Raw genomic sequence first — 23,260 nt, 5'->3', positions numbered from 1 at the left:
CCGGTATGACCACCCGGCACGACACCGCCGCCGCGCCCCCCGCCAAGGAGGGGGGCGCGGCCCCGGCCCGTCCGCCCGCCGAACCGGTGCCACCGGAGGTCGAGAGGAAGCGCGCCCGGCTCTCCCGCCGCTGGCAGCGGGACGTGCGCTGGAGCCCGTACGCGTTCGTCTCGCCCTTCTTCCTGCTGTTCGCGGCGTTCGGCCTGTTCCCGCTGATCTACACGGCGTGGGCCTCGCTGCACGCGGTGGAGCTGACCGCGCCCACCGACATGGAGTGGGTGGGCCTGCGCAACTACACCCGGATCTTCGACGACGAGTTCTACTGGAACGCGGCGAAGAACACCCTGACCATCGGGATCATCTCCACCGTCCCGCAGTTGATGATGGCGCTGGGCATCGCCCACATCCTCAACTACCGGCTGCGCGCCTCGACCTTCTACCGGGTCGCGATGCTCGCGCCGTACGCCACCTCGATCGCCGCGGCGTCCCTCGTCTTCGTCCTGCTCTTCGGCCGTGACTACGGCATGATCAACTGGGCGCTGGACCTGATCGGCATCGACAAGATCGACTGGCAGAACGAGACGTGGCCCTCACAGTTCGCCGTCTCCTCGATCGTGATCTGGCGCTGGACCGGCTACAACGCGCTGATCTACCTGGCCGCGATGCAGGCGATCCCGCAGGACCTGTACGAGTCGGCGGCCCTCGACGGGGCCAACCGCTGGCGGCAGTTCCTCCACGTCACGCTGCCGTCGCTGCGCCCGACGATCCTGTTCACCTGTGTGGTGTCGACCATCGGCGCCTCCCAGCTCTTCGGTGAGCCCCTGCTGTTCGACTCCACCAAGGGTGCTTCCGGTGGCTCGCAGCACCAGTTCCAGACGCTCGGCCTGTACATGTACGAACAGGGCTGGGTGAACCAGCACCTGGGCCGCGCCTCCGCGATCGCCTGGACGATGTTCCTCATCCTGATCGTGATCGGCATCGTCAACTACGTCATCTCGCGCCGGCTGCGCGCCAGTAGTTAGGAGAACCGGCCGTGACGACGACCCTGACGAAACCGCAGGCCGACGCGGCGCCCGAGCCGCCGAAGCGTTCACGCGGCATGAAGGCGGCACGGGCGGGCGGGCAGATGCACGCCGGTCCGGTGGCCTACATCATCCTCGGCGTGTTCACCATCGTCTCGCTGTTGCCGCTGGTGTGGACGGCGATCGCCGCCTCGCGCGACAACCAGCGCCTGGCGCAGAACCCGCCCCCGTTCTGGTTCGGCTCGGGCCTGTTCGACAAGCTCGAACTCGCCTGGACGGACGCCAACCTGGGCGAGGCGTTCCTCAACACGACGATCGTGGCCGGTGTTTCGGCGCTGACCATCGTCTTCCTGTCGACGATCGCCGGGTTCGCCTTCGCCAAGCTGAAGTTCAAGGGCCGCGGCGCCCTGATGCTGATCGTGATCGGCACGATGATGGTGCCGCCGCAGCTCCAGGTGATCCCTCTGTACATGATGGTCGCCAAGCTCGACTGGACCGATCAGCTGCAGGCGGTGATCCTGCCCTCGCTGGTGAGCGCGTTCGGTGTGTTCTTCATGCGGCAGTACCTGATCCAGGCCCTGCCGGACGAGATCATCGAGGCGGCCCGGGTGGACGGCGCGAGCAGTTGGCGCGTGGTGTGGCACGTGGTGTTCCCGACCGCGCGTCCGGCGATGGCGGTCCTGGGAATGCTGATGTTCGTGCAGACCTGGAACGACTTCCTGTGGCCCTTCCTGGTGCTGACCCAGACCGGCAACCCGACCGTGCAGGTGGCGGTCGCGGGCCTGGGCCGTGGGTACACGCCCGATCAGTCCCTGATCATGGCGGGCGCGCTGCTGGGAACGCTGCCGCTGCTGCTGGTCTTCGCGATCTTCGGCAAGCAGATCGTCGGCGGCATCATGCAGGGTGCCGTCAAGGGCTGAGGCCCCGCTTTCCCGGAGGGCCGAGCCACCGCCGTCTCGCCCTCCTTCCTCTCCCTCCCTTCCCCCCAACCGTCGTTCTCCACGACCTCCTATGGGAGCGCTTCCATGTCTGAGTCCGCACAGCCCGTGACTTTTCCTCCCGCCTTCCTCTGGGGCGCCGCGACCTCCGCGTACCAGATCGAGGGGGCGGTGCGGGAGGACGGCCGCACCCCCTCGATCTGGGACACCTTCAGCCATACGCCCGGCAAGACGGCCGGCGGTGAGACCGGTGACATCGCTGTCGACCACTACCACCGCTACCGCGACGACGTGGCGCTGATGGCCGAGCTGGGCCTGACGGCGTACCGCTTCTCGATCTCCTGGTCGCGGGTGCAGCCGACGGGCCGCGGTCCGGCCGTCCAGGTGGGCCTGGACTTCTACCGCCGTCTGGTCGACGAGCTGCTCGCGCAGGGCATCAAGCCCGCCGTCACGCTCTACCACTGGGACCTGCCGCAGGAGCTGGAGGACGCCGGCGGCTGGCCCGAGCGCGACACGGCGTTCCGCTTCGCCGAGTACGCGCAGATCGTCGGCGAGGCGCTCGGCGACCGCGTGGAGAACTGGATCACGCTCAACGAGCCGTGGTGCAGCGCGTTCCTGGGCTACGCCTCCGGTGTGCACGCCCCCGGTCGTACGGATCCGGTGGCCTCCCTGCGCGCTGCCCACCACCTGAACCTGGCGCACGGCCTGGGCACGTCCGCGTTGCGGACGTCGATGCCGTCGCGCAACACGGTCGCGGTCAGCCTCAACTCGTCGGTGGTGCGCCCGCTTTCGCCGAGCGACCCGGCGGACCTGGCGGCCGTCCGGAAGATCGACGACCTGGCCAACGGTGTCTTCCACGGCCCGATGCTGCACGGCGCCTACCCGGAGACGCTCCTCGCCGCGACCTCGTCACTGACGGACTGGTCGTACGTCCTCGACGGTGACCTGCGCACCATCAACCAGCCGCTGGACGCGCTGGGCCTGAACTACTACACGCCCGCGCTCGTCTCGGCGGCGGACGCGGACGTGAAGGGTCCCCGGTCGGACGGCCACGGCGCGAGCGACCACTCCCCCTGGCCGGGCGCCGACGACGTCGCCTTCCACCAGACGCCGGGCGACCGCACGGAGATGGGCTGGACGATCGACCCGACGGGCCTGCACGACCTGATCATGCGCTACACCCGCGAGGCCCCGGGCCTGCCCCTCTACATCACCGAGAACGGCGCGGCCTACGACGACAAGCCCGACCCCGACGGCCGCGTCCACGACCCCGAGCGGGTGGCCTACCTCCACGGCCACCTGTCGGCGGTGCGCCGAGCCATCGCCGACGGCGCGGACGTGCGGGGCTACTACCTGTGGTCCCTCCTGGACAACTTCGAGTGGGCGTACGGCTACGAGAAGCGGTTCGGGGCGGTGTACGTCGACTACGCGACCCTGGCCCGCACCCCGAAGTCGAGCGCGTTGTGGTACAGCCAGGCGGCCCGCACGGGCACGCTGCCGACGGTGGAGACCGTCTAACCAGAAGCCGGGGGGAACCGGGGGGACCGGGGGAAGGAGCGCGGCACGTCGAGGGGGCGTGCCGCGCTCCGTCGGTCGGGTCAGAGGCTCCCCGGTGCCGCGAGCCACTGGGTCGGCTGGCCCGTGACCGAGGCGATCGTCTCGAAGTCGTTGCCGTAGTGCAGCATCGTCAGCCCTTGGAGTTCGGCCGTCGCGGCGACGAGCAGGTCCACGGCACCGGCGGAACGATGCCGCCCCTTCTCCGTGAGTTCCCGTTGGACGTCCCATGCGCGCGTCACGGCCCGGTCGTCCAGGGGAGCCCAGCCGAACAAGGCGTCAAGATCCTGGACGAGAGCGGCCCGGTCTTCGGCGTTCCTCGCGCTGTTGAGGAATTCGGCCTCGGTCAGTGGGCAGCGGGCGATCAGCCCCTCCTCCAGGGGTTTCTCCCAGAGGGCGCGAGCGGGCCGTTTCAGGATGCGGACCAGTGCGCTGGTGTCGATGAGATAGGCGGCCGCGCTCATCGACGGTAGTTCTCCTTCTCCAACAACATGTCGAAGTCGCCCTCATCCGCCCGCGCCGCGAGCCTGGCCAGGGCGAGCGCTCGCTTCTTGCGCTCGACCCCTTCCTTGAGCGCGGCGTTGACGGTGTCCTTCTTGGTCTTCGTGCCAAACGCTATGGCTGCGTCGGCCAGCAGTTCCTCGTCGATGTCGATCAGCGTCTTGGCCACGGGAAGACCTCCTGGATATCCGAATCTGATCCGAGTATATCCACCGTGGCCGCGCTCAGCGATCCGTGAGACCGTCCGCTTGCTAGTGCTGTGACCGGAAAGGTTTGCCGGGAAGCTCGCGGCGTCCGGTGCGGTGCCTCGCAAGGCGGAGCATGACCCGCGTACTGGATGTACTCGGGTGATGCGACAACGCGGCGAGGTGCCGTGCCGGGCGTCGCGAGCCGGTGAACCTTTCCGGTCGCAGCACTAGACGGAACGTGGCTCCCTCACCACGGCGACCTCCCCTGGTCGCACCCGCACCGTGCCCCCGTCCACCGGTTCCCCGGAGAGGAGTTCGACGGCGCCCGGCGCGACCGGGACCTCGGCGCCCAGGCCCAGGTGGTCGATGAGGAAGAGGTAGTCGGCGTCGGGGCTGCGGCGCAGGGCGGCCTCGATGCCTTGGGGGATGCCGGTACGGACCGGTGCCACGCCCGCTTCGTCGGACGCACGCTTCAGGAGGGCGGCCATGGTGTCCGGGTCGGGCAGGGTGGCGACGTACCAGGCGGTGCCCGTGCCGTAACCGTGTCGGGTGATCGCCGGGACGCCCGTCAGCGGGCCGTGCGTGAAGGCGGACACCGTCTGGGCGCCGGTCGAGCGCACCCGCTCCGACCACAGGGAACCCGTGCCGCCGCCTTCCAGGCTCACCGTCCGGCCCGGCAGCAGCGGGAAGAGTTCGTCCGTGCGCACGCCCAGCACCTCCCGGAACGCTCCCGGGTAACCGCCCAGCCGTACATGGCAGTTCTCGTCGACGGCCCCGCTGTGGAAGCCGACCACCAGCGTGCCGCCGCGCTCGGCGAACGACGTCAGGTTCGCCGCGCCCGTGTCGTCCACCAGGTAGAGACTCGGGGAGAGGACCAGGCGGTACGCCGACAGGTCCGCGTCGGGGCGTACGAAGTCCACGGCCACGCCCGACCGCCACAGCGGCTCGTACCAGGAGCGGACCAGGTCGAGGTAGCGGACCTGCTCGCTCGGCTGGGAGGGGAGTTCCAGGGCCCAACGGGCGTTCCAGTCCCAGACGATCGCCGTCTCGGCGGTGCCGGTGCTGCCCCGCACTTCGGCCAACGCCTTGAGGTCCGCGCCCAGTTGGACGACGTCCCGCCAGATCGCGCTGTCCGTGCCCGCGTGCGGCAGCATCGCCGAGTGCCATTGCTCGGCGCCCGCCTTCGCGGCCCGCCACTGGAAGTAGGCGATGCCGTCGGCGCCGTGGGCCACGTGAGCGAGCGCGTTGCGCCTCAACTCACCGGGATCCTTGGCCCTGTTCACCGGCTGCCAGTTCACGGCCCCCGTCGAGTGCTCCATCAGCAGCCAGGGCCCGCCCGCCAGGGAGCGCACGAGGTCGCCGCTCAGCGCGATGTCGATCTCCGACTCGGGGTCCGTGGAGCGGAGGTAGTGGTCGTTGGAGACGACGTCCAGCTCGGGCGCCCAACGCCAGTAGTCCAGCGCGTCGAAGTTGTACATCACCATGAAGTTGGTGGTGACGGGGGTGTTCGGAGCGGCCTGGGCCAGGACCTCCCGCTCCGCCGTGCACAGCGACAGCAGCTCGTCCGAGCAGAACCGGCGCCAGTCCAGGCGGTGGGTCGGGTTCGGGACCGCGCCCGTCGCGCGGGGCGGGATGATCTCGTCCCAGTCGTAGTACCACTGGCTCCAGAAGGTGGTGCCCCAGGCGTTGTTCAGCGCCGCCAGATCGTCGGCATAGCGCGTCCGCAGCCAGCGCCGGAACGCCTCCGCGCTGGTGTCGCAGTAGCACTCCGCGTTGTGGCAGCCGTACTCGTTGTGGATGTGCCACAGCACGACCGCCGGGTGGTCGGCGTAACGACGGCCCAGTTCGCCCGCGATCCGCAGGGCCGCCGCACGATAGGCCGGGCTGCTCGGGCAGAACGTCTGACGGCTGCCGTACGACAGTCCGCGCCCGTCCCCGTCCACCGGCAGCGCCTCGGGGTGGGCCCTGAAGAACCAGGCCGGCGGGGCGGCCGTCGGGGTGGCGAGGTCGGCGGCGATGCCGTGGGTGTACAGCATGTCGAGGATGCGGTCGAGGCGCGAGAAGTCGAACTCCCCCTCGGCGGGCTCGAGCAGCGCCCAGGAGAAGATGTTGACGCTGACCATGTTCACCCCGGCCTCGGCCATGAGCCGCACGTCCTCGGCCCAGACCTCCTCGGGCCACTGCTCGGGGTTGTAGTCGCCGCCGTACGCGAGACCGGGCAGGGACAGGGCGCGCTTCATGCGGCACCGCCCGACAGGAGTCGCCGGGTCGTGGCGACGCCCCACTGGTCCAGGGACAGCAGCCGGTCGCTGGACGCCATGAGACCGCCGGTGGTCTCCACGTGCGCCGCCCACTGCTCCCGTGTCTCCACGGCCGGGCGGGCCATCAGGCAGTCGGGGTCGTTGACCCAGAGGCGGCCGTGCTGCCACTGCCTGGCCGCCCCGGTGAACTCGGCGGGGTCCTGGCCGGGCTGGCTGTAGTCGTCGGCCTCGGGGCGGCGGTGCGGGGCCGTGTCGGGGCTGACGCGCATGGCGTCGAACAGGCCGATGGACGCCAGGATCGGCGCACCGCAGCCCAGTAGGTAGGCGTCGGGGCCGATGGCCTCACGGATGAGCCGGATGCCGTCGCGGTAGGCCTGGATCGGGTCGCCCGTCCCGTGCCGTACGCCCTGCAGCGCCCCCGCGTACAGGAAGTCGACCTTGAAGTAGTCGTAGCCCTCGGCGCGCAGGGTGGCGTACACCTCGGTCAGGTGCGCCGCCGCGTCCGGGTGCGTGGTGTCGAGCGCGCACAGGTCGTGGTCCCAGTTGTGGCCGGCGTGCGCGAAGCCGCCCGCCGTGTCCCGGACGAGCCAGTCGGGGTGCTCGGCGGCCAGGTCGCTCGCCGGGTCGACGAGGAAGGGCGCCGTCCAGATGCCGGCCCGGCGGCCGCGGGCACGGATGGCGTCGGCGATGCCCGCGCGGGAGCGGAAGCGGCCGGAGAGGATGAGCCAGTCGCCGAGGGCCTTCTGGTAGCCGTCGTCGATCTGGACGACGTCGACGGGCAGGTCGAGGGTGTCCATCGCGCGCAGGTTCTCGTGGATGTCGTCCTCGGTGACGGCGGTGAAGTACTCGTACCAGGAGCACCAGACGGTCGGCGCCGGTCGCGGGGCCGGCCCGCCGAGGCTGTCGGCCCAGTCGGCGAGGGCCCCTTGGATGCCGCCGGGGCCCAGGTAGGAGTAGAGGTCCACCTTGCCGTCGGCACTGATCTCCGCGTGGTCGTCGCGCACCTCCAGCCGGATGGAGGGTACGGACGACAGCGGATCGACCGCCACGCAGACCACGACGGGCCCGTCCTCACCCTTGGGTGCCAGGGCCAGCAGCCCCTCCCCCTGGAAGACCCCCGCGGGGACGGTGACCCCGGGCCGGTAGCAGACGGTCGCCCAGTTGGCGTTGGTCGGGCGGTACGGCGTCGCGTCGAGGGCGTAGGCGCCGCTCGGGCTCCAGGACTGCCAGCCTTCCTCGTGGACGCGGGCCCTGCGCGGGTCCACCGGCACGGAGGCGACCGGGGTGAAGGGGTGGTGCACGGGGGTCTCTTTCAAGGAGTGGGCGTCAGCCCTTGTTGGCGCCGAGGGTGAGGCCGCTGACGAACTGGCGCTGGAGCACGAAGTACACGATCAGGGTGGGGATCGCGGTGAGGAGGGCGCCGGCGGCGACGAGGTTGGGGTCGGTGAAGTACTGGCCGGAGAGGTTGTTCAGGGCCGAGGTGATGGGCATGTTCTCGCCGGTGGAGATCAGGACGATGGCCCAGAAGAAGTCGTTGTAGATCCAGATGGACAGCAGGGTCGCCAGGGCGGCCATGGCGGGCTTGCACAGCGGCAGCACGATCTGCCAGTACAGCCGCCACACGGAGGCGCCGTCGACGAGGGCGGCCTCGGTCAGCTCGTGGGGCAGGGAGCGCATGTAGTTGCTGAGCACGAAGGCGCAGAACCCGGACTGGAAGGCGACGTGGATGAGGACGAGGCCGAGGGCGGAGTCGTAGAGCTTGCCGCTCATGGTGATGCCGGGCAGGTCGATGAGCAGGTAGAGGCGGTACAGGGGGGTGATGATGACCTGCTGGGGCAGCAGGTTGCCGGCGGTGAACACCAGCAGCAGGAACAGGTTGACGCGGAAGTCGAAGCGGCTGACGTAGAAGGCGACGCAGGAGGACAGGAACAGCGTCAGCAGTACCGCCGGGACGGCGATGATCAGCGTGTTGCCGAAGTAGTGCAGCATGTCCGACTGCTGGTAGGCGTTGGTGAAGTTGTCGAGGCTGAGCTTGTCGGGCCAGGAGACGTAGCCCTTGGTGCTGGTCTCGGAGTAGGGGCGCAGGGCCGCGAACAGCGCCCACAGCAGCGGGCCCAGCCAGGCGAGCGCGGTGACGGTGAGGAAGGTGTGCAGCAGGATCCGGGCCGGGCGCAGGGGGGTGCGCTGCTTGGTCACCAGGGTCGTGCTCATGCGCGCCGCTCCTTGCGGAAGGTGGCGATCAGGTACGGGATGATCACGGCGAGGGAGATCACCAGCAGGACGACGGCGATGGCGGAGCCGTATCCGATGCGGCTGGACTCGCCGATGATGTTGTTGGTCACCAGGATGGAGAGCAGCTCGGTGCCCTGGGCGCCCTTGTTGAAGACGAACACCAGGTCGAAGGCGCGCAGCGCTTCGATGATGGTGACGACCAGGACGACGGTGTTGGTGGGGCGCAGGGTGGGGAAGACGACGTTCTTGAACGTCTGCCATTCGTTGGCGCCGTCCAGTGAGGACGCCTCGCGCAGGGCGGGGTCGACGCCCTTGAGGCCGGCCAGGTAGAGGATCATCATGTAGCCGGTGTGGCGCCAGGACGCGGCGACCAGGATGGCCCACAGGTTGAGGTGGGGGTCGCCGATCCAGTCGATGTAGTGGCCGGGTTCGTTGGCGCCGATGAGGCTGTTGATCAGGCCGGTGTCGGCGTTGTAGACGAGCTGCCAGACGAATCCGGTGACCGCCAGCGACACCACGACCGGGAGGAAGAACGCGGTCTGGTAGACGCGGCTGAAGCGGATCTTCTTGTCGAGCTGGATCGCGAGGAACAGCCCCAGCGGGGTCGGGATCAGGATGAGCACGACGAACCAGATGACGTTGTGCTCGACGGCGGGCCAGAACTGCGGGTTGCTGGTGAACAGGTCACGGAAGTTCTGCAGCCCGACCCACTTGATGGAGTCGAAGCCGATGCCGTCCCAGGTGGTGAAGGCCAGCGCGATGGAGGCCAGCGCGGTGACCCAGACGAGGGCCACGTGCAGGATCGTGGGCACGCCGGCCATCAGGCCCAGCGTGAGACGGTCGCGGCGGGTCAGCAGGCGGCGGTGGCCCTGCGGGATCCGCTTGGCGGCGGACAAGGCACCCGGAGGCGGCACGGCGGCCGCCCCCGGGTCCTTCGTGGTGGTCTCAGCAGTCATGGTGTGGGTGCTCAGGCGTGGGCGCTCAGGCCGACGCGAAGATCTGCTTCTTCTGGCGTTCGATCGAGGTCAGCAGGCTGTCGACGCCCTTGGGGTCGCGGACGAACTTCTGCAGCGCGGGCTGCATCACCGTCGAGGTGAAGTCCGGCCGGGAGTCGCGGTCCATGAACTGGGTGAGGCTCTTGGCGCCGGAGATCATGTCGTACGCCTTCTTCTGCAGCGCCGTGTACGAGGAGGTGTCGGCCTTGGAGGAGGCGGCCACCACGCTGGAGTCGGCCTTGAGGTAGATCTGCTCCGCCTCGGGGGTGCCCAGGTACTCCAGCAGCTTGATCGCGCCGTCGTGGTTCTTCGGCGCCTTGGAGAGCATGAAGCCGTCGGTCGGGGCCTCGACGGTGTCCTGGCCGAACTGCGGGTCGATCTCCGGGAAGGCGAAGAAGTCGAGGTCGTCCAGGTCGGCCTTGTTGGTGAACTGCTGGGCGACGAACGTGCCCAGCAGGTACATGCCCGCCTTCTTCGACACCAGCGACTGCGCCGCGTCCTGCCAGGTGCGGCCCACGGCGCCGTCCTGGTGGTAGGGGAGGATCTCGGTCCAGTGGTCGAAGACCTTGCGGACCTTGGCGTCCGTCCAGGACGCCTTGCCGCCCATCAGGTCGACGTGAAAGTCGTAGCCGTTGGTGCGGAAGTTGATCTGGTCGAAGGTGCCCATCGCCGGCCAGGCGTCCTTGTCGCCGAAGGCGATCGGGACGAGACCGTCCTTCTTCATCTGCTTGCACAGCGCGACCAGCTCGTCCCACGTGGCGGGGACCTTGTAGCCCTTCTCCTGGAAGACGCTCTTGCGGTAGAAGACTGCCCAGGGGTAGGTGTACAGCGGCACGAAGTAGTACTTGCCGTCCGCGCCCTTGCTGAGCTTCTGCATCGCGTCGGGGAAGTTGCCGCCGATCTTCTGCCACACGTCGTCGATCGGGGTGGCGAGCTTCTTGTTGGCGAAGAACTGCATCCGATAGCCGGCGAACCAGGTGAACACGTCGTCCGGGGTGCCCTGGAGGTAGGAGTTGATCTGCTCCTGGAACGTGTTGTGGTCCTTGGTGTTGACGTCGACCTTGATCCCGGACTGCTTGGTGAAGGCCGCGTAGATCTCGGCGAACGCCTTCTTCGGCACCGCGTCCGAAGAGTTCGAGCCGAGGGAAACGGTCTTCGAGTCGGAGGCCGTGCCGCTGCCGCCGCAGGCGCTCAGCAGGGGTATGCCCGCCCCCGCCAGGAGAGCGGCGCCCCCGACGCCACGCAGCAGGCTGCGACGGCTCGGGGAGGGCAGGGAGAGTCCGGAGGGAGGGAGGTCGTGCATGAACGGCTCCTGAGGGCAGGGTTCGGCCATGGGCGCGAGGCTGGCTGAAAAGATGATCGCAATCGACCAGAAACCAACTTGACCAAACACGGTGGCGCCATAACAGCCGCATGTACTGTCATGCGTCAAGAGCCGCTGCCTTCATTTGTCGAAACGTAATCGACACGATTGATCACCTATGGGCGACCTGTGGTCACCTACGGGTCCGGGAGCGGTTGAAGGTAGAGACCAATCGGCCCGGTCGGCGCCTTCGTACGGCGCCCCGATGTCCCCCGCGCACGTGCTCGCGCCCGTCCATCTGGATCCAGATCCGCACCTCGGTGCCGCCGAGGACCGACGAGCCGATCCGTATGTCCCCGCCCGTCGACTCCGCGAGCCGGCGCACGATGTCGAGGCCGAGCCCGGTCGACCCGTCACTGCCCGAGCCGCGCCCTCGCGCCATCGCGGCCCGCGGGTCGGATATGCCGGGGCCGGCGTCGGAGACGAGTACGATCACCGCGTCCTCGCCGTTGTGCACGTCGACCGCGAAGGCCGTGCCCTCGGGCGTGTGCCGGAAGACGTTGCCGAGCAGGGCGTCCAGGGCGGCCGCGAGATCGGCCCGGGCCACGGGGGTCCGCACCGGCCGGTCCACTCCGGCCACCCGCACCTTGCGGCCCTCGTCCTCCGCCAGCGCCGACCAGAACGCCATCCGCTCCCGCACCACCTCGGCTGCGTCACACCCGGCGCCGGGCCCTGCTGCCGCGGTCTGCGGCTTGGCCTCCCGGGCCGTACGAATGATCGTGTCGACCTCGCGCTCCAGCTGCGCGACGGCGGCCCTGGTCTGCTCGGCGGCCGGATCGTCGCCCAGAGAGGCGGTGTTCAGCCGCAGCACGGTCAGCGGGGTGCGCAGCCGGTGCGAGAGGTCGGCCGCCAGCTCCCGCTCGTTCGCCAGCAGTTGGACGACCTGGTCGGCCATGGAGTTGAACGCGGCCGCCGCCAGCCGCAGTTCGGTCGGGCCCTCCTCCGGCACCCGCGCGCCCAGCCTGCCCTCCCCCAGTTCGTGCGCGCCCTCGACGAGCCGCCGCGCGGGCCGCACCATCCGCACGCCGAGCCGGTCGGCGACCGCGACCGAGCCGACCACGAGGGCGACACCGACCGCGGCGAGGATCGCCCACGCCGTGCCGACGCCGTTGCTGACCTCGGACTCGGGGACGTACACCTCGACCACGGCCATCACGCCCGAGCTCAGCGCGACCGGCTGAAGCAGCGTGGAGCCGCCGGGCACCTCACTGGTGGAGGCGCGGCCCAGTCTCCGTACCGTCGCGATGTCTCCGTCGGACGCGCGCTGCCGTCCGAGGTCGACGGCGGCCCGGCCGTCGGTCGCCGGGATGTGCACGGCCAGCCCCGCGTCGGAGCCCGCGGAGGCGACCACGCGCTCCAACTGGTCGCGTTCGGTGGTGATGGAGAGCGCCGGTACTACGGCCGCCGCCTCCCGCTCCGCGTTGGAGAAGGCGCGGTCGCGGGCCAGCTCCCTGACGACGAGACCGAGCGGGACCGCGAAGGCGACGACGACCATCGTGGTGACCGCCAGACAGACCTTGACCAGCGCCCACCTCATCGCACCGGCTCCGCGCCGCCCGGTGGCTCCAGCTTCACGCCCACGCCCCGCAGGGTGTGCAGATAGCGGGGCCGCGCGGCCGTCTCGCCCAACTTCCGCCGCAGCCAGGAAAGATGCACGTCGATGGTCTGGTCGTCGCCGTACGACTGCTGCCACACCTCGCAGAGCAGTTCCCGGCGCGGTACGACGACACCCGGCCGGCCGGCCAGGAAGGCGAGCAGGTCGAACTCACGGCGGGTCAGGTCGAGGCAGACACCGTCCAACTCGGCCTGACGGCGCAGCGGATCGACCATCAGGCCGCCGACGCGGAGCACGCTGGACGGGGGTGCCTCGGCGGCGCCCGCGCGGGAGCGGCGCAGCACGGCGGCGATCCGGGCCGACAGGTGCTCGACGGAGAACGGCTTGGTCAGGTAGTCGTCCGCCCCCGCGTTCAACAGCCGGACGATCTCCGTCTCGTCGTCACGCGCGGTGGCGATGATCACGGGCACGTCCGTGATGCCGCGCAGCATCTTGAGCGCCTCGGAGCCGTCGAGGTCGGGGAGTCCGAGGTCCAGGATGACGACGTCGAAGCGGAAGTGGGCGACCTCGCGCAGCGCCTCCAGCGCGGTGCCGACGCTGCGCACGGTGTGTGCGGCGTCGGTCAGGTGCCGGATGAGCGCCGAGCGTACGAACTGGTCGTCCTCGACCACGAGCACACTTGCCATGCGCGGCACCGTACGCCATGTCGACGGGTCGAACAGGGGCCTGTGGACAACTCCCAGCCTGTGGACAACCGGTGGGGGATCCGTGTGGCTCTTGTGACGGGTGAGACCGCGTCAGGCAGTATGACCGGCGATGCGCAAGGGACTCGTACACGTGCTGGCTTGGACGCTCGCCACGGGCGCGGCGGCCACGCTGTCGTGGTGGGGCGTGCACACGGTGCTCGCGGGCACGGCCTACGGCCCGCCCCGTGCCCTGCCGGTCACGGCGGCCGACGCGACCACGCTGGGGTCGAAGCAGCTGGCGTCCGGCACCGGCCGGCCGTCGCCATCGACGTCGCCATCGCCGTCGAGCAGTCCGTCGGCGAAGCCGAGCCCGAGCCGCACGCCCGCCGCGCCGACGCCCTCCCGGACGGCTGCCCGCGGGCCCGGCCCGGCCCCCTCCGCCTCTCCCTCCGGCCAGGTCAAGAGCTACGACACCGACGGTGGGCGCGTGGTCTTCTCGCTCGGCAGGACCTCCGCGACGCTCGTGTCGGCCACTCCGGGCACGGGCTGGTCGATGCAGGTGTGGAAGACGGAGTCGTGGATCCGGGTGGAGTTCGCCTCGGGCGCGGACCGGGTGTCGGTGTTCTGCACCTGGCACGACGGGCCGCCGCGGGTGGAGATCGGGACCTACTGAGTCATCGGGGACTTCTGAGTCAGGGGCCTACTGAGTCATCGGGGACTACTGGTCATGGGGACCTACTGAGTCACTGGAACACCGACGGCGGTGGTGCCGGTGAGGCGACCGCCGCCTCGTCCGTCACCGGTGCGGCCCCTCCGGTGAAGTCGGAGAGCGCCTTGCCGTGCTCCAGCCGTGCGGGGTGCGGGTCGGAGGCGGCCCGGCGGGTGAGCTCGGCGACCGGCAGCGGGCGGTCGGAGGCGACGAGGACCGCGTTGCCGAAGCGTTTGCCGCGCAGGACGGCGGGGTCGGCGATCAGGGCGAGTTCCGGGAAGCGGGCGGCGACGGTGGCGATCTGGCCGCGCAGATGGGCGAGCGGCGGACCGTCGGCGAGGTTGGCGGCGTACAGGCCGCCGGGAACGAGGGCCCTGCGGACGTCGTCGAGGAACTCGGTCGAGGTCAGGTGGGCCGGTGTGCGGGCCCCGCTGAACACGTCGGCGATGACGAGGTCGGCCCAGCCGTCCGGCACCTTGCCGAGCCCTTCCCGGGCGTCCACCGACCGCACCCGGATCCGGGCGTTGGCGTCCAACGGCAGTTCCCGGCGGACCAGTTGGACCAGGGATGCGTCCCGCTCGACGATCTGCTGGGTGGAGCGGGGGCGGGTGGCCGCGAGATAGCGGGCGAGCGTGAAGGCGCCGCCGCCGAGGTGGACGGCGCGCAGGGGTTTGCCGGGCGGTGCGGCGAGGTCGATGACGTGTCCGAGGCGGCGCTGGTACTCGAACGAGAGGAACGCCGGGTCGTCGAGGTCCACGTGCGACTGCGGGGCCCCGTCGATCAGGAGCGTCCAGGCCCTCGCCCGGTCCCGGTCGGGTATGAGCTGGGCGAGCCCGCCGTCGACGATCTCGACGACGGCGTCAGCGGCGGCCTGTCCGCGCCGCGTCTTCCTGTACTTGCCCATTGGACCATTTTCGCAGCCGGGAGGGACTCATGCTCCCGCAGGCCAGCACACCCCTGGGACGGGGGCCTCATCTTCGGCTGTCCGCCGCTTCGATCAGCCGTGCCGCCTCGCCCAGCGCCGCTCGCAGCACCGCGGGGTCCGTGGCCGCGTCCGCGTCCTCCGGGTGCAGGAGCCAGTCCGAGCCCTCGACCGGCAGCTCGGGGTTCAGTCGCAGCCCGCGTTCGTTGGTCTCCGTACATGTGCTGCCTGGCACGTCCCAGGCCGCCGCGGTGCCCGGCGGCACCACGAACCCGAGCGTGTCGCAGCCGTCGTCGTGCAGGACGGGCCCGACCGCGTCCCCGGCGCCCCGCCGCAGAATGTCGACGGCCTCCAACCCCTGACGTGCGGGGACGGTGACCACGTCGCAGCCCACCTGGGGTGGTGCTCCGCGCTCCGCGGCCGACGCGTGTCCCACCGTCGTCGGCGTACGAGGATCGATGCTCTGGCTGGTCTTCATCCCGACCTCCACCACGGAACCCCTCTTGCAGTCCACGGGTTTCAACGCGGCACGGCGTCAACGGCTACGGCGGAAGTCCGCCGCAAAGGATGGCAGTTCATGGCAGATCGTGGATGAGATATCCGGTTTGTAGCCAAACACAGCGTGGCGACACGGCCACAGCAGGTACGTTCTTGCCCGCCGGAAACGGGGTGTCACACGGACAACTCATTCCGAATCCGGCATGGTTCGACGGTTCGCACGAGAGGACCCGGCCATGGCGTCGTCAACGGTGAGCTCATCCCAGCCCAGTCGGCCACCGCGACCCAATCTCGCCTTCCGGCAGGCGCGCGGCCAGCGCTCACCGGCCGAGTTCGCCGCGCTGGTGCGGCGAGCGGCGCGCGAGATCGGGGAGCGGGTCTGCTGTGACGCGCGCTATATCGGCCGGGTGGAGGCGGGTGAGATCCGCTGCCCCAACTATGCCTACGAACGGGTGTTCCTCCACATGTTCCCCGGTCGCACGCTCACCGACCTCGGCTTCGCGCCTCGCTCCTCCGTACGCGGAAGAGGGGCGCGCGCCGCCGAGGACGCGCCCCTCACGCAGACCACGAGCCCTGCGTACGCCGCTGGTGAGACGCGGGGGGCGCACGAGCCGTATGACCCGCAGGACCCGTACGACAAGTACGACAACCACGAGGAGAGCGACGTGCTGCGTCGCGCATTCATGACCGGCGGGGGCGCCACGGTGGCCGCCGCCTCTCTGGGCCCCTTGAGGCTCGCCCTGGACGCGTCGGCCGCCGAGCGGCCCGCGCGCCGTGTCGGAGCGGGTGAGGCGAGTGCCCTGGAAGAAGCGGTCCGCAGGATCCGTCTGCTCGACGACCGGCACGGCGCCGACGGTCTGTACCGCCGCGCGGCGGCCCCCCTGCGCGCCGCGTACGCGCTGCTGGACGCCCAGGCGACCCGCCAGGCGACCGCCGACCGGCTGCACTCGGGCGCCGGGGAACTCGCCATCTCCGTGGGCTGGCTGGCGCACGACTCGGGACGGTTCGACGACGCCCGCTCGCACTACGCGGAGGCGCTGGCCACCGCGCGGGTCAACGGGGACGCCGGCCTGGAGGCGCACGCCTTCTGCAACACCGCGTTCCTCGCGCGTGACGCCGGGCGACCGCGCGAGGCGGTCCGGGCGGCGCAGGCCGCGCAGCGCGTCGCGCGCCCGCTCGGCTCCGCCCGCCTGATGTCCCTCCTCGCCCTCCGGGAGGCGGGCGGCTGGGCCGGCCTCGCCGACCGCTCCGGATGCGAACAGGCCCTCGTCCGCGCGCAGGCCTTCTACGAGCGGGGCCCGTGCGACGCCGACCCCGAGTGGATGAGCTTCTACGGCGAGGCCGAGCTGGAGGGCCTGGAGGCACAGTGCTGGTCCGCGCTGGGCGACTGGCCCCGGGCCGCCCGGCACGCGCGGCGGGCCGCGGAACTGCAGGACCCGCACTTCACCCGGAACATCGCGCTGTACACGGCGGAACTGGCCGACGACCTGGCCCGCGGCGGCCGCCCGGACGAGGCGGCGGTGGCGGGGATGCGGGTGTTGGATCTGCTGGCGGAGGTCCAGTCGTCCCGCATCCAGACGATGCTGTCGGGAACGGCACGCGTGCTGCTGCCGCACCGCAGGGCGTCGGGGGTGTCGGGCTTCCTGGAGCGGCACGCGTCGCTGCCGCGCATGGCCTAGGGTCTTTCGTTCGGATCAGGCCGGATCAGGGAGCGGGGTCCGGCATCATCCGAACGAGAGGCCCTAGGCGTGTTGCGAACGTCCCGCCTGCCCTGAGACGCCCGGCACGCGCGCTCGCCGCGTTGCCGGGATCGCCCACGCACGCCCCGTACGCGGGCGATCCTCCGCCTCGCGATCACACGCACCGGACGCCGCAGGGCCCGCCCTTCGGGCGGACGACGGGACTCTCGCAACACGCCCTGGGGGCGGACCTGCGCCTCCCTTGGCAACCGCCCCGGCAGCCACCCCGGCTAAGCCAGATGCCCCAGATCGTTCCAGCTCTCGATCGCGGGCTCTCCGTAGGCCCACCCCAGAACGGACAACGACGTCGGGTTCAGCCGGATCCGCGCCGCGAACTCCAGCGGCAGCCCCAGCCACCGCGCACCGATCGACCGAAGGATGTGGCCGTGAGCGAACACCAGGACGTCACGTTCCTCGGCCCGGGCCCACGCCACGACCTCGTCGGCCCGCGCGGTCACCTCGTCCAGCGTCTCCCCTTCGGGGACACCGTCCCGCCAGATCAGCCAGCCCGGTCGGACGGCCTGTATCTGTGCCGGGGTCATGCCCTCGTACGCCCCGTAGTCCCACTCCATGAGTGTGTCCCAGGTGGTCGCCCGCTCGCCGAAGCCGGCGAGTTCGCAGGTCTCACGCGCGCGTGACAGGGGACTGGTGCGTATCTCGATGCCGGCAAGGCCCTCGAACGGCGCCCGGTGCAGTCGCTCGCCGAGCAGCTTGGCGCCGCGTCGCCCCTCTTCGAGGAGGGGCACGTCGGTCCTGCCGGTGTGCTTGCCGGACAGCGACCACTCCGTCTGTCCGTGCCGGGCCAGCAGGATGCGCGGTGCCATGGAGGGCCCCTCCAGAAGAGACTTCAGACGGAACCCCTCCATCATCGCGCACCCCCTGCACGGGCAACCCGGGGGGCGATCTCTGCGTCTATCAGGGCCGGGGGCGCGCAGCGAGGACGCGCGCATACACCGTAAGGTGGCACGGCCGGACCGCCGGGCGCCGCGCGAGAACGAAGGGGGAGGCGATCGGATGCCGCAGACCGAGACACCGGGCACAGAGGCAGCATTGCCCACCCGCCTGCGCTGGTGGACCGAACTGCCGTTGATCATGCTGGTGTACGCCTGCTACTCCGCCGGTCGGCTCCTCGTGCGCGGCAACGTCCCCTCGGCCGTCGACCACGGCCTGACGATCCTGCGCGTCGAGAAGTTCCTGTACATCAATGCCGAGCACCCGCTGAACCGCCTCTTCACGCGCGAGGCGTGGCTCGGCGTACCGGCCGACTTCTGGTACGCGTCGTTGCACTACCTGGTCACGCCCGCGATCCTCATCTGGCTGTTCCGCTCGCTCAAGCCGCACTACCGCGCGGCCCGCACATGGCTGATGACCTCCACGTTCATGGGCCTCATCGGTTTCACCCTGCTCCCGACCTGCCCACCCCGCCTCCTGTCGGCCGGCCACGGGTTCGTGGACACGATGGCCCAGTACAGCTCGTACGGCTGGTGGGGCGGCGAGGCGAGCGCGCCGCGCGGTATGGGCGGCATGACGAACCAGTACGCGGCGATGCCGAGCCTGCACGTGGGCTGGGCGCTGTGGTGCGGGGTGATGTTGTGGCGGCACGGCCGCACACCGGCCGCGAAGGTCGCGGGTGTCGTCTACCCGCTGGTGACCACCATCGTGGTGATGGGCACCGCCAACCACTACTTCCTCGACGCGGTCGCGGGCGCGGCCGTGATGGGCGTCGGGTTCCTGCTGGCCCCGCTGGTGATGCGCGGCGCGGACCGGGCGAAGGCGGGCTTCGCGGCCCGGTTCGGGCCCGTCCCGGCGGCCATTCGCGACGCCTCTCTCGACATCTCGTCGGACCTTTCTCTCGACGCCTCTCCCGACGCACATGCCTCGGTTGTCAGTGGCGGATGCCAGACTTCCACGGGTGAGCGAATTCCACGGCAGCGCGATGCGCGGTTCGGGTCAGGAGCCGAGCCGGGTGCCTCCCCCACGGACGCGGGGGACGGCGCTCCGGCACCGGCTCGCTGAGCTGCGCGGTCCCGATGTACCGGCCAAGGCGCTGGACGCCCGCGCCCTCGCGGCACTCGCCGCGAACCCCGGGTGCAGACGGCGCGCGATCCTGGACGGCGCCGGGGTGAACAAGGCGGCGCTGGCGAGCGCGCTGGGCTCGCCTTCGGCCTTCGGGCAGTCGCAGTTCGCCCTCACCCGTGGCAACGCGTTCGAGGCGAAGGTCAAGGCGGACGGCGGCGCGGAGCTGCTGCGGCTGGTGCACGAGAAGCTGGATCCGCGGGCCGAACCGCCCGTCGACGCGCGCGTGCCCGACCTGTCCGCGATCGGCCCCGAGGGCCGCACGGCGCGTACGGCGCTGGAGCTGCGGGAGGCCACCGGGGCGCGCGGTGCCTGGACGCTCCTCGACCATCCGATGCTGGCGCTCGACGTGGCCGGCTCTCCCGCGTTCCTGGAGCCGGACGCCGTCGTCGTGCACCCCGACGGCAGTTGGACGGTCGTGGAGATCAAGTCCTTCCCGATGGTGGACGGTTCGGCGGACCCGTCGAAGGTCGGCGCGGCCGCCCGGCAGGCGGCTGTGTACGTGCTGGCGCTGGAGGACGTCGCCGCGCGCCTGGACCCGGCCCCGCCGGTGCGCCACCACGTCCTGCTCGTGTGTCCCAAGGACTTCTCCAACCTGCCGACCGCCTCCGCCGTCGACGTCCGCAAGCAGCGCGCGGTCACCAGCCGTCAGCTGGCCCGTCTCACGCGCGTGCAGGACATCGCCGACGCGCTCCCCGAGGGCACGTGCTTCTCCCCCGACCTGCCGGCCGAGGAGCTCACGGCCGCCGTCGAGTCGGTCCCGGCGACGTACGCGCCGGAGTGCCTGTCCGCGTGCGAGCTGGCCTTCCACTGCCGCGACCGCTCCCGCGCGGACGGCGCGGTGACCTCCCTGGGCCGCTCGGTCCGCGCCGAGCTGGGCGGCCTGACGACCGTCGAGGACGTCCTCGCGGCGGCCCGCGCGGAGGCCGGCGACCCGGACGACCCGGCGGTCGCGGCGCTGCGCCGTGCGGCCGAACTACGGGCGGAGGCCCTCGGCGAGCTGCGCACGCAGGCCCTCGGCGAAGGGGTGTCCGCGTGTCGCTGATCGCCACCCTCGCCCGACTCGAGGCGGTCACCACCGGCCGCGCCCAGCCCATCGCCACCGTCCGGCACCGCCACCTGTCCGAGCGGCCACTGGTGTTCGTGCCGCTCATCACCGCCGGTGAGGCCGGCGCCCCGCTCGGCGCGCTGGTGGGCACCGACCGGGACGCGCCGCGTCTGCTGGTCGTACCGCAGCCGCGTGACCGCGACCTCAGGTTCGCGTTCCTCGCCGAACTGGCCGAGGTCGTCCTGCCGTACATCGACGCCTACGCGGACAGCGTGGAGGCCGCCGAGCGCAATGAGACCGACCCGGAGACCGGCAAGCGCGTCAAGGTCGAGGTCGAGCTGTGCGCGGACGCCCCGCAGCTGGTGGTGCCGAGCCGCGCGGGCGGCGACTTCGTACGGCTGCTCGGCCGCTCCATGCGCTTTCGGCGTACGGCGGAGCAGGACCCGGAGACCCCGCATCCCGCGCCGCCGCGCGTGCCGTTGCTGGGCCGGTGGCTGACCCACTTCGGGGAGCGGGCCCGGGTGCCCGGCTCCTCCCTGCTGCTGGCGCTGACCGAGGTGCTGGGCCGGCACTGGGCGACCGGGCAGTCCACGCTGGAGGACCAGCATCTGGGCGCGCTCCTCGCCTGGATCGACCCGCCCGAGGGAGCTTCGGGTGCCGAGGCGGCGCTGCGGGCCGAGGTGGGCCGGGACGCCGAGGGACAGCTGCTGTGCCCGCCGGCCGGCCCGGCCACCGACCCCGCGTTCGACAACAGGCTGCTCGCCCCGGCCATCGAGCGCTACGACCGCGCGCGTACCGCCCTCGCCGCCGCCGAGGACGGCCTGGAGGCGGACGACCGGCTCGGTGCGCTGACCGCCGCCGAGCGGGAGATCCGCGCCCTGGTCGAGAGCCGTACGCGGCCCACCTGGGACGCGGTGTGGCGCGGCCTCGACCTGCTGCGGGCGCTGCCGGAGGGGGCGCACGTCGAGGAGCGGTGGACGCGCGACCGCTGGTCGTTCACCGGCCACCGCGACCGTGTCCTGGCCGGCGAGCCCCCTCAGCCGCGCCGCGACGACGCGGTCACCGCCGCCAACAAGCTCGCCACGCGCGAGCGTGAGCAGGCCCGTCTGGAGGCGCAGGAGGCCCTCGACGACCCGCTGGTGATGGCGGGGCGGCGGCTGGCCGGGGAGGCGTTCGCGGGCGAGGTCACGGATGTCGTCATGGCGTACAGCGAGGGCAAGCGGCCCAGCCCGCGCCCGCTGGTCACGGTCCGCACGGACGACCGACCGCACCTCGGTGAGCGGGTGAAGGTGTACCGGTCCCTCGCCGGCAAGCCGCAGGCTGCGGAGTTCGTGGGGGACGAGGGCGACGGTCTGGTGGTGCTGCGGATCGTCGACAAGATGGGCCGCGGCAAGGAGCCCGAGGTCGGTTCGGTGCCCGAGAAGGGCGACCGGGTCTGCTTCACGCTGTTCGAGCACGAACAGCGGGGCGGCGCGAAGCTCCCCGACCCCGAGGAGACGCCGTGGACGCACGGCGGCCCGCCCGGCGAGACGGTCGCCGTGCCGGAGGCCGCCGACCCCGTGACCGAGGAGGACGTCCTGTGACCGCGCCCCGGACCGAAGAGGCCGCTCACGGAGAAGGCGCCACGCGTACCTTCGACCCCGGGGCCGCGGCCTCGCGGGCCACCGACGCGATCCTCCACGACACACTGAACGGCACCGCGCGCGGTGTCGTCGTCGACTCCCCGCCCGGCGCGGGCAAGTCCACCCTCGTCGTCCGCGCGGCACTCGAACTCGCCGACGCGGGACGCCCGCTGATGGTGGTGGCGCAGACGAACGCCCAGGTCGACGACCTGGTCCTGAGACTCGCCGAGAAGAACCCCGAGCTGCCGGTGGGCCGGCTGCACAGCAGTGACGCCGACGCGTACGACAAGGCGCTCGACGACCTGCCGCAGGTCCGCAAGTCGGCGAAAGCGGGGGACCTGAACGGGCTCCCGGTCGTGATCTCCACGGCTGCCAAGTGGGCGCACGTGAAGACCGACGAGCCGTGGCCGCACGCGATCGTCGACGAGGCGTACCAGATGCGCTCCGACAGCCTGCTGGCCGTGGCCGGGCTGTTCGAGCGGGCCCTGTTCGTGGGCGACCCGGGTCAGCTGGACCCGTTCGCGATCGTGGGCAGCGAGCAGTGGGCAGGCCTGTCCTACGACCCGTCGGCCTCCGCCGTCTCCACCCTGCTCGCGCACAACCCGACGCTGCCGCAGCACCGCCTCCCGGTGTCCTGGCGGCTCCCGGCCTCGGCCGCGCCCCTGGTCTCCGACGCGTTCTACCCGTACACCCCGTTCCGCAGCGGCACGGGCCACGGCGACCGCCGCCTCTCCTTCGCCGTCGCGTCGGACGGCTCGGGCCCCGACCGTGTGATCGACGAGGCCGCGGAGTCCGGCTGGGGCCTGCTGGAGCTGCCCGCCCGGCACACTCCACGCACGGACCCGGAGGCGGTGCGGGCGGTGGCGACGGTCGTACGACGCCTGCTGGACCGGGGCGGCGCCGCCACCTCGGAACGCTCCCCGGACCCGGCTCCCCTGACCGCCGACCGGATCGCCGTCGGCACGGCCCACCGGGACCAGGCGGCGGCGGTCCGGGCGGCGCTGGTGGACCTGGGCGTCACGGACGTCACCGTCGACACGGCCAACCGGCTCCAGGGCCGGGAGTACGACGTCACGGTCGTCCTCCACCCCCTCTCCGGCCGCCCCGACGCCACCGCCTTCCACCTGGAGACCGGCCGCCTGTGCGTCCTCGCCTCCCGCCACCGCCACGCCTGCATCGTGGTCTGCCGCGCCGGCGTCGGCGACCTCCTCGACGACTACCCGTCGACGGAACCGGTCCAGCTGGGGACGATCGTGAAGTTCCCCGACGGTTGGGAGGCGAATCACGCGGTGTTGGCACACCTGGGGGAACATCGGGTGGGCTTCAGGCCTTGAAGGTGCGGGGTCCGGAG

The 23,260-nt window shown here is 71.2% G+C and carries 21 protein-coding genes; 9 read left to right on the top strand and 12 right to left on the bottom strand.

What is annotated here, in order from left to right:
* The first annotated feature begins 5 nt into the window (after positions 1-5).
* From AC067M_RS27410 to AC067M_RS27400, 3 genes are all read left to right on the top strand, one after another.
* Positions 6-1,022, top strand: a complete 1,017-nt coding sequence (locus tag AC067M_RS27410; RefSeq protein WP_478699802.1) for a carbohydrate ABC transporter permease — start codon at positions 6-8, stop codon at positions 1,020-1,022.
* Between the two features lie 11 nt (positions 1,023-1,033).
* Positions 1,034-1,942 (top strand): carbohydrate ABC transporter permease, encoded by a 909-nt coding sequence (locus tag AC067M_RS27405; RefSeq protein WP_478699686.1) that lies wholly within the window; start codon positions 1,034-1,036, stop codon positions 1,940-1,942.
* Between the two features lie 105 nt (positions 1,943-2,047).
* Positions 2,048-3,478, top strand: coding sequence for a GH1 family beta-glucosidase (locus tag AC067M_RS27400; RefSeq protein ID WP_478699685.1), 1,431 nt, complete (start codon positions 2,048-2,050; stop codon positions 3,476-3,478).
* Positions 3,479-3,558: 80 nt separating this feature from the next.
* Here the strand turns inward: AC067M_RS27400 and AC067M_RS27395 are convergent, their stop codons facing one another.
* The 9 genes from AC067M_RS27395 to AC067M_RS27355 all read right to left on the bottom strand — a co-directional run bounded on the left by AC067M_RS27395 (position 3,559) and on the right by AC067M_RS27355 (position 13,295).
* Entirely contained in the window at positions 3,559-3,978 is a 420-nt protein-coding gene (locus AC067M_RS27395; RefSeq protein ID WP_478699684.1) for a PIN domain-containing protein, read from the bottom strand.
* Entirely contained in the window at positions 3,975-4,184 is a 210-nt protein-coding gene (locus AC067M_RS27390; RefSeq protein ID WP_478699683.1) for a type II toxin-antitoxin system VapB family antitoxin, read from the bottom strand. Before AC067M_RS27390 ends, AC067M_RS27395 begins: the two co-directional genes overlap by 4 nt.
* A 246-nt stretch (positions 4,185-4,430) precedes the next feature.
* Positions 4,431-6,443, bottom strand: a complete 2,013-nt coding sequence (locus AC067M_RS27385) for a beta-galactosidase (protein ID WP_478699682.1) — start codon at positions 6,441-6,443, stop codon at positions 4,431-4,433.
* Positions 6,440-7,765, bottom strand: a complete 1,326-nt coding sequence (locus tag AC067M_RS27380; protein ID WP_478699801.1) for a glycoside hydrolase family 36 protein — start codon at positions 7,763-7,765, stop codon at positions 6,440-6,442. The genes AC067M_RS27385 and AC067M_RS27380 overlap by 4 nt, the downstream gene beginning before the upstream one ends.
* A 25-nt stretch (positions 7,766-7,790) precedes the next feature.
* Positions 7,791-8,675, bottom strand: a complete 885-nt coding sequence (locus AC067M_RS27375) for a carbohydrate ABC transporter permease (protein WP_478699681.1) — start codon at positions 8,673-8,675, stop codon at positions 7,791-7,793.
* Positions 8,672-9,652 (bottom strand): carbohydrate ABC transporter permease, encoded by a 981-nt coding sequence (locus AC067M_RS27370; RefSeq protein ID WP_478699680.1) that lies wholly within the window; start codon positions 9,650-9,652, stop codon positions 8,672-8,674. The genes AC067M_RS27375 and AC067M_RS27370 overlap by 4 nt, the downstream gene beginning before the upstream one ends.
* 25 nt (positions 9,653-9,677) lie before the next feature.
* Positions 9,678-10,994 carry an ABC transporter substrate-binding protein gene (locus AC067M_RS27365; RefSeq protein WP_478699679.1) on the bottom strand — a complete coding sequence of 439 codons (1,317 nt, stop codon included), beginning with the start codon at positions 10,992-10,994 and terminating at the stop codon, positions 9,678-9,680.
* Positions 10,995-11,187: 193 nt separating this feature from the next.
* Positions 11,188-12,591: a sensor histidine kinase gene (locus AC067M_RS27360; protein ID WP_478699678.1), complete on the bottom strand. Its 1,404-nt coding sequence runs from the start codon at positions 12,589-12,591 to the stop codon at positions 11,188-11,190.
* Positions 12,588-13,295 carry a response regulator transcription factor gene (locus tag AC067M_RS27355; protein ID WP_478699677.1) on the bottom strand — a complete coding sequence of 236 codons (708 nt, stop codon included), beginning with the start codon at positions 13,293-13,295 and terminating at the stop codon, positions 12,588-12,590. The genes AC067M_RS27360 and AC067M_RS27355 overlap by 4 nt, the downstream gene beginning before the upstream one ends.
* 130 nt (positions 13,296-13,425) lie before the next feature.
* On the opposite strand from AC067M_RS27355, the gene AC067M_RS27350 reads away from it, so the two are divergent.
* Positions 13,426-13,968, top strand: a complete 543-nt coding sequence (locus tag AC067M_RS27350; protein WP_478699676.1) for a hypothetical protein — start codon at positions 13,426-13,428, stop codon at positions 13,966-13,968.
* 70 nt (positions 13,969-14,038) lie between these two features.
* Here AC067M_RS27350 and AC067M_RS27345 read toward each other — a convergent pair whose 3' ends face one another.
* Together AC067M_RS27345 and AC067M_RS27340 are read right to left on the bottom strand one after the other, a co-directional pair.
* Complete coding sequence (locus AC067M_RS27345; RefSeq protein ID WP_478699675.1) at positions 14,039-14,908, bottom strand: spermidine synthase; 870 nt, start codon at positions 14,906-14,908, stop codon at positions 14,039-14,041.
* A 67-nt stretch (positions 14,909-14,975) separates the two neighbouring features.
* Positions 14,976-15,404 (bottom strand): hypothetical protein, encoded by a 429-nt coding sequence (locus AC067M_RS27340; protein ID WP_478699674.1) that lies wholly within the window; start codon positions 15,402-15,404, stop codon positions 14,976-14,978.
* A gap of 256 nt (positions 15,405-15,660) precedes the next feature.
* Here AC067M_RS27340 and AC067M_RS27335 point away from each other — a divergent pair, with 256 nt between their 5' ends.
* A complete protein-coding gene (locus tag AC067M_RS27335) occupies positions 15,661-17,103 on the top strand; it encodes a hypothetical protein (RefSeq protein WP_478699673.1) in 1,443 nt (480 codons plus the stop codon).
* Between the two features lie 290 nt (positions 17,104-17,393).
* Here the strand turns inward: AC067M_RS27335 and AC067M_RS27330 are convergent, their stop codons facing one another.
* Positions 17,394-17,987 (bottom strand): histidine phosphatase family protein, encoded by a 594-nt coding sequence (locus AC067M_RS27330; protein ID WP_478699672.1) that lies wholly within the window; start codon positions 17,985-17,987, stop codon positions 17,394-17,396.
* Between the two features lie 190 nt (positions 17,988-18,177).
* Between AC067M_RS27330 and AC067M_RS27325 the strand changes: the two genes are divergently transcribed.
* Genes AC067M_RS27325 through AC067M_RS27310 form a run of 4 tightly spaced genes read left to right on the top strand, consistent with a single transcriptional unit; the run spans position 18,178 to position 23,243 of the window.
* Positions 18,178-19,179 (top strand): phosphatase PAP2 family protein, encoded by a 1,002-nt coding sequence (locus tag AC067M_RS27325; protein ID WP_478699671.1) that lies wholly within the window; start codon positions 18,178-18,180, stop codon positions 19,177-19,179.
* Positions 19,130-20,284, top strand: coding sequence for a hypothetical protein (locus AC067M_RS27320; protein ID WP_478699670.1), 1,155 nt, complete (start codon positions 19,130-19,132; stop codon positions 20,282-20,284). The genes AC067M_RS27325 and AC067M_RS27320 overlap by 50 nt, the downstream gene beginning before the upstream one ends.
* The gene (locus AC067M_RS27315) at positions 20,275-21,870 is read left to right on the top strand and encodes a hypothetical protein (protein WP_478699669.1); all 1,596 of its coding nucleotides are present in this window, start codon (positions 20,275-20,277) and stop codon (positions 21,868-21,870) included. The genes AC067M_RS27320 and AC067M_RS27315 overlap by 10 nt, the downstream gene beginning before the upstream one ends.
* Positions 21,867-23,243 (top strand): AAA domain-containing protein, encoded by a 1,377-nt coding sequence (locus AC067M_RS27310; RefSeq protein ID WP_478699668.1) that lies wholly within the window; start codon positions 21,867-21,869, stop codon positions 23,241-23,243. Before AC067M_RS27315 ends, AC067M_RS27310 begins: the two co-directional genes overlap by 4 nt.
* The last annotated feature ends 17 nt before the right edge of the window (positions 23,244-23,260 follow it).

This window comes from Streptomyces sp. NPDC043427 (assembly GCF_056436655.1).
Note: the sequence above shows the minus strand (reverse complement) of the source record. Positions and strands in the feature narration are given on the sequence as shown.

Bases quoted from the DNA above. Each gene is read 5' to 3' on its own strand.
- AC067M_RS27355 (WP_478699677.1), bottom strand. From the start codon at position 13,295: ATGGCAAGTGTGCTCGTGGTCGAGGACGACCAGTTCGTACGCTCGGCG.
- AC067M_RS27345 (WP_478699675.1), bottom strand. From the start codon at position 14,908: ATGGGCAAGTACAGGAAGACGCGGCGCGGACAGGCCGCCGCTGACGCC.
- AC067M_RS27410 (WP_478699802.1), top strand. From the start codon at position 6: ATGACCACCCGGCACGACACCGCCGCCGCGCCCCCCGCCAAGGAGGGG.
- AC067M_RS27340 (WP_478699674.1), bottom strand. From the start codon at position 15,404: ATGAAGACCAGCCAGAGCATCGATCCTCGTACGCCGACGACGGTGGGA.
- AC067M_RS27395 (WP_478699684.1), bottom strand. From the start codon at position 3,978: ATGAGCGCGGCCGCCTATCTCATCGACACCAGCGCACTGGTCCGCATC.
- AC067M_RS27335 (WP_478699673.1), top strand. From the start codon at position 15,661: ATGGCGTCGTCAACGGTGAGCTCATCCCAGCCCAGTCGGCCACCGCGA.
- AC067M_RS27385 (WP_478699682.1), bottom strand. From the start codon at position 6,443: ATGAAGCGCGCCCTGTCCCTGCCCGGTCTCGCGTACGGCGGCGACTAC.
- AC067M_RS27375 (WP_478699681.1), bottom strand. From the start codon at position 8,675: ATGAGCACGACCCTGGTGACCAAGCAGCGCACCCCCCTGCGCCCGGCC.
- AC067M_RS27325 (WP_478699671.1), top strand. From the start codon at position 18,178: ATGCCGCAGACCGAGACACCGGGCACAGAGGCAGCATTGCCCACCCGC.
- AC067M_RS27370 (WP_478699680.1), bottom strand. From the start codon at position 9,652: ATGACTGCTGAGACCACCACGAAGGACCCGGGGGCGGCCGCCGTGCCG.
- AC067M_RS27360 (WP_478699678.1), bottom strand. From the start codon at position 12,591: ATGAGGTGGGCGCTGGTCAAGGTCTGTCTGGCGGTCACCACGATGGTC.
- AC067M_RS27400 (WP_478699685.1), top strand. From the start codon at position 2,048: ATGTCTGAGTCCGCACAGCCCGTGACTTTTCCTCCCGCCTTCCTCTGG.
- AC067M_RS27350 (WP_478699676.1), top strand. From the start codon at position 13,426: ATGCGCAAGGGACTCGTACACGTGCTGGCTTGGACGCTCGCCACGGGC.
- AC067M_RS27365 (WP_478699679.1), bottom strand. From the start codon at position 10,994: ATGCACGACCTCCCTCCCTCCGGACTCTCCCTGCCCTCCCCGAGCCGT.
- AC067M_RS27330 (WP_478699672.1), bottom strand. From the start codon at position 17,987: ATGGCACCGCGCATCCTGCTGGCCCGGCACGGACAGACGGAGTGGTCG.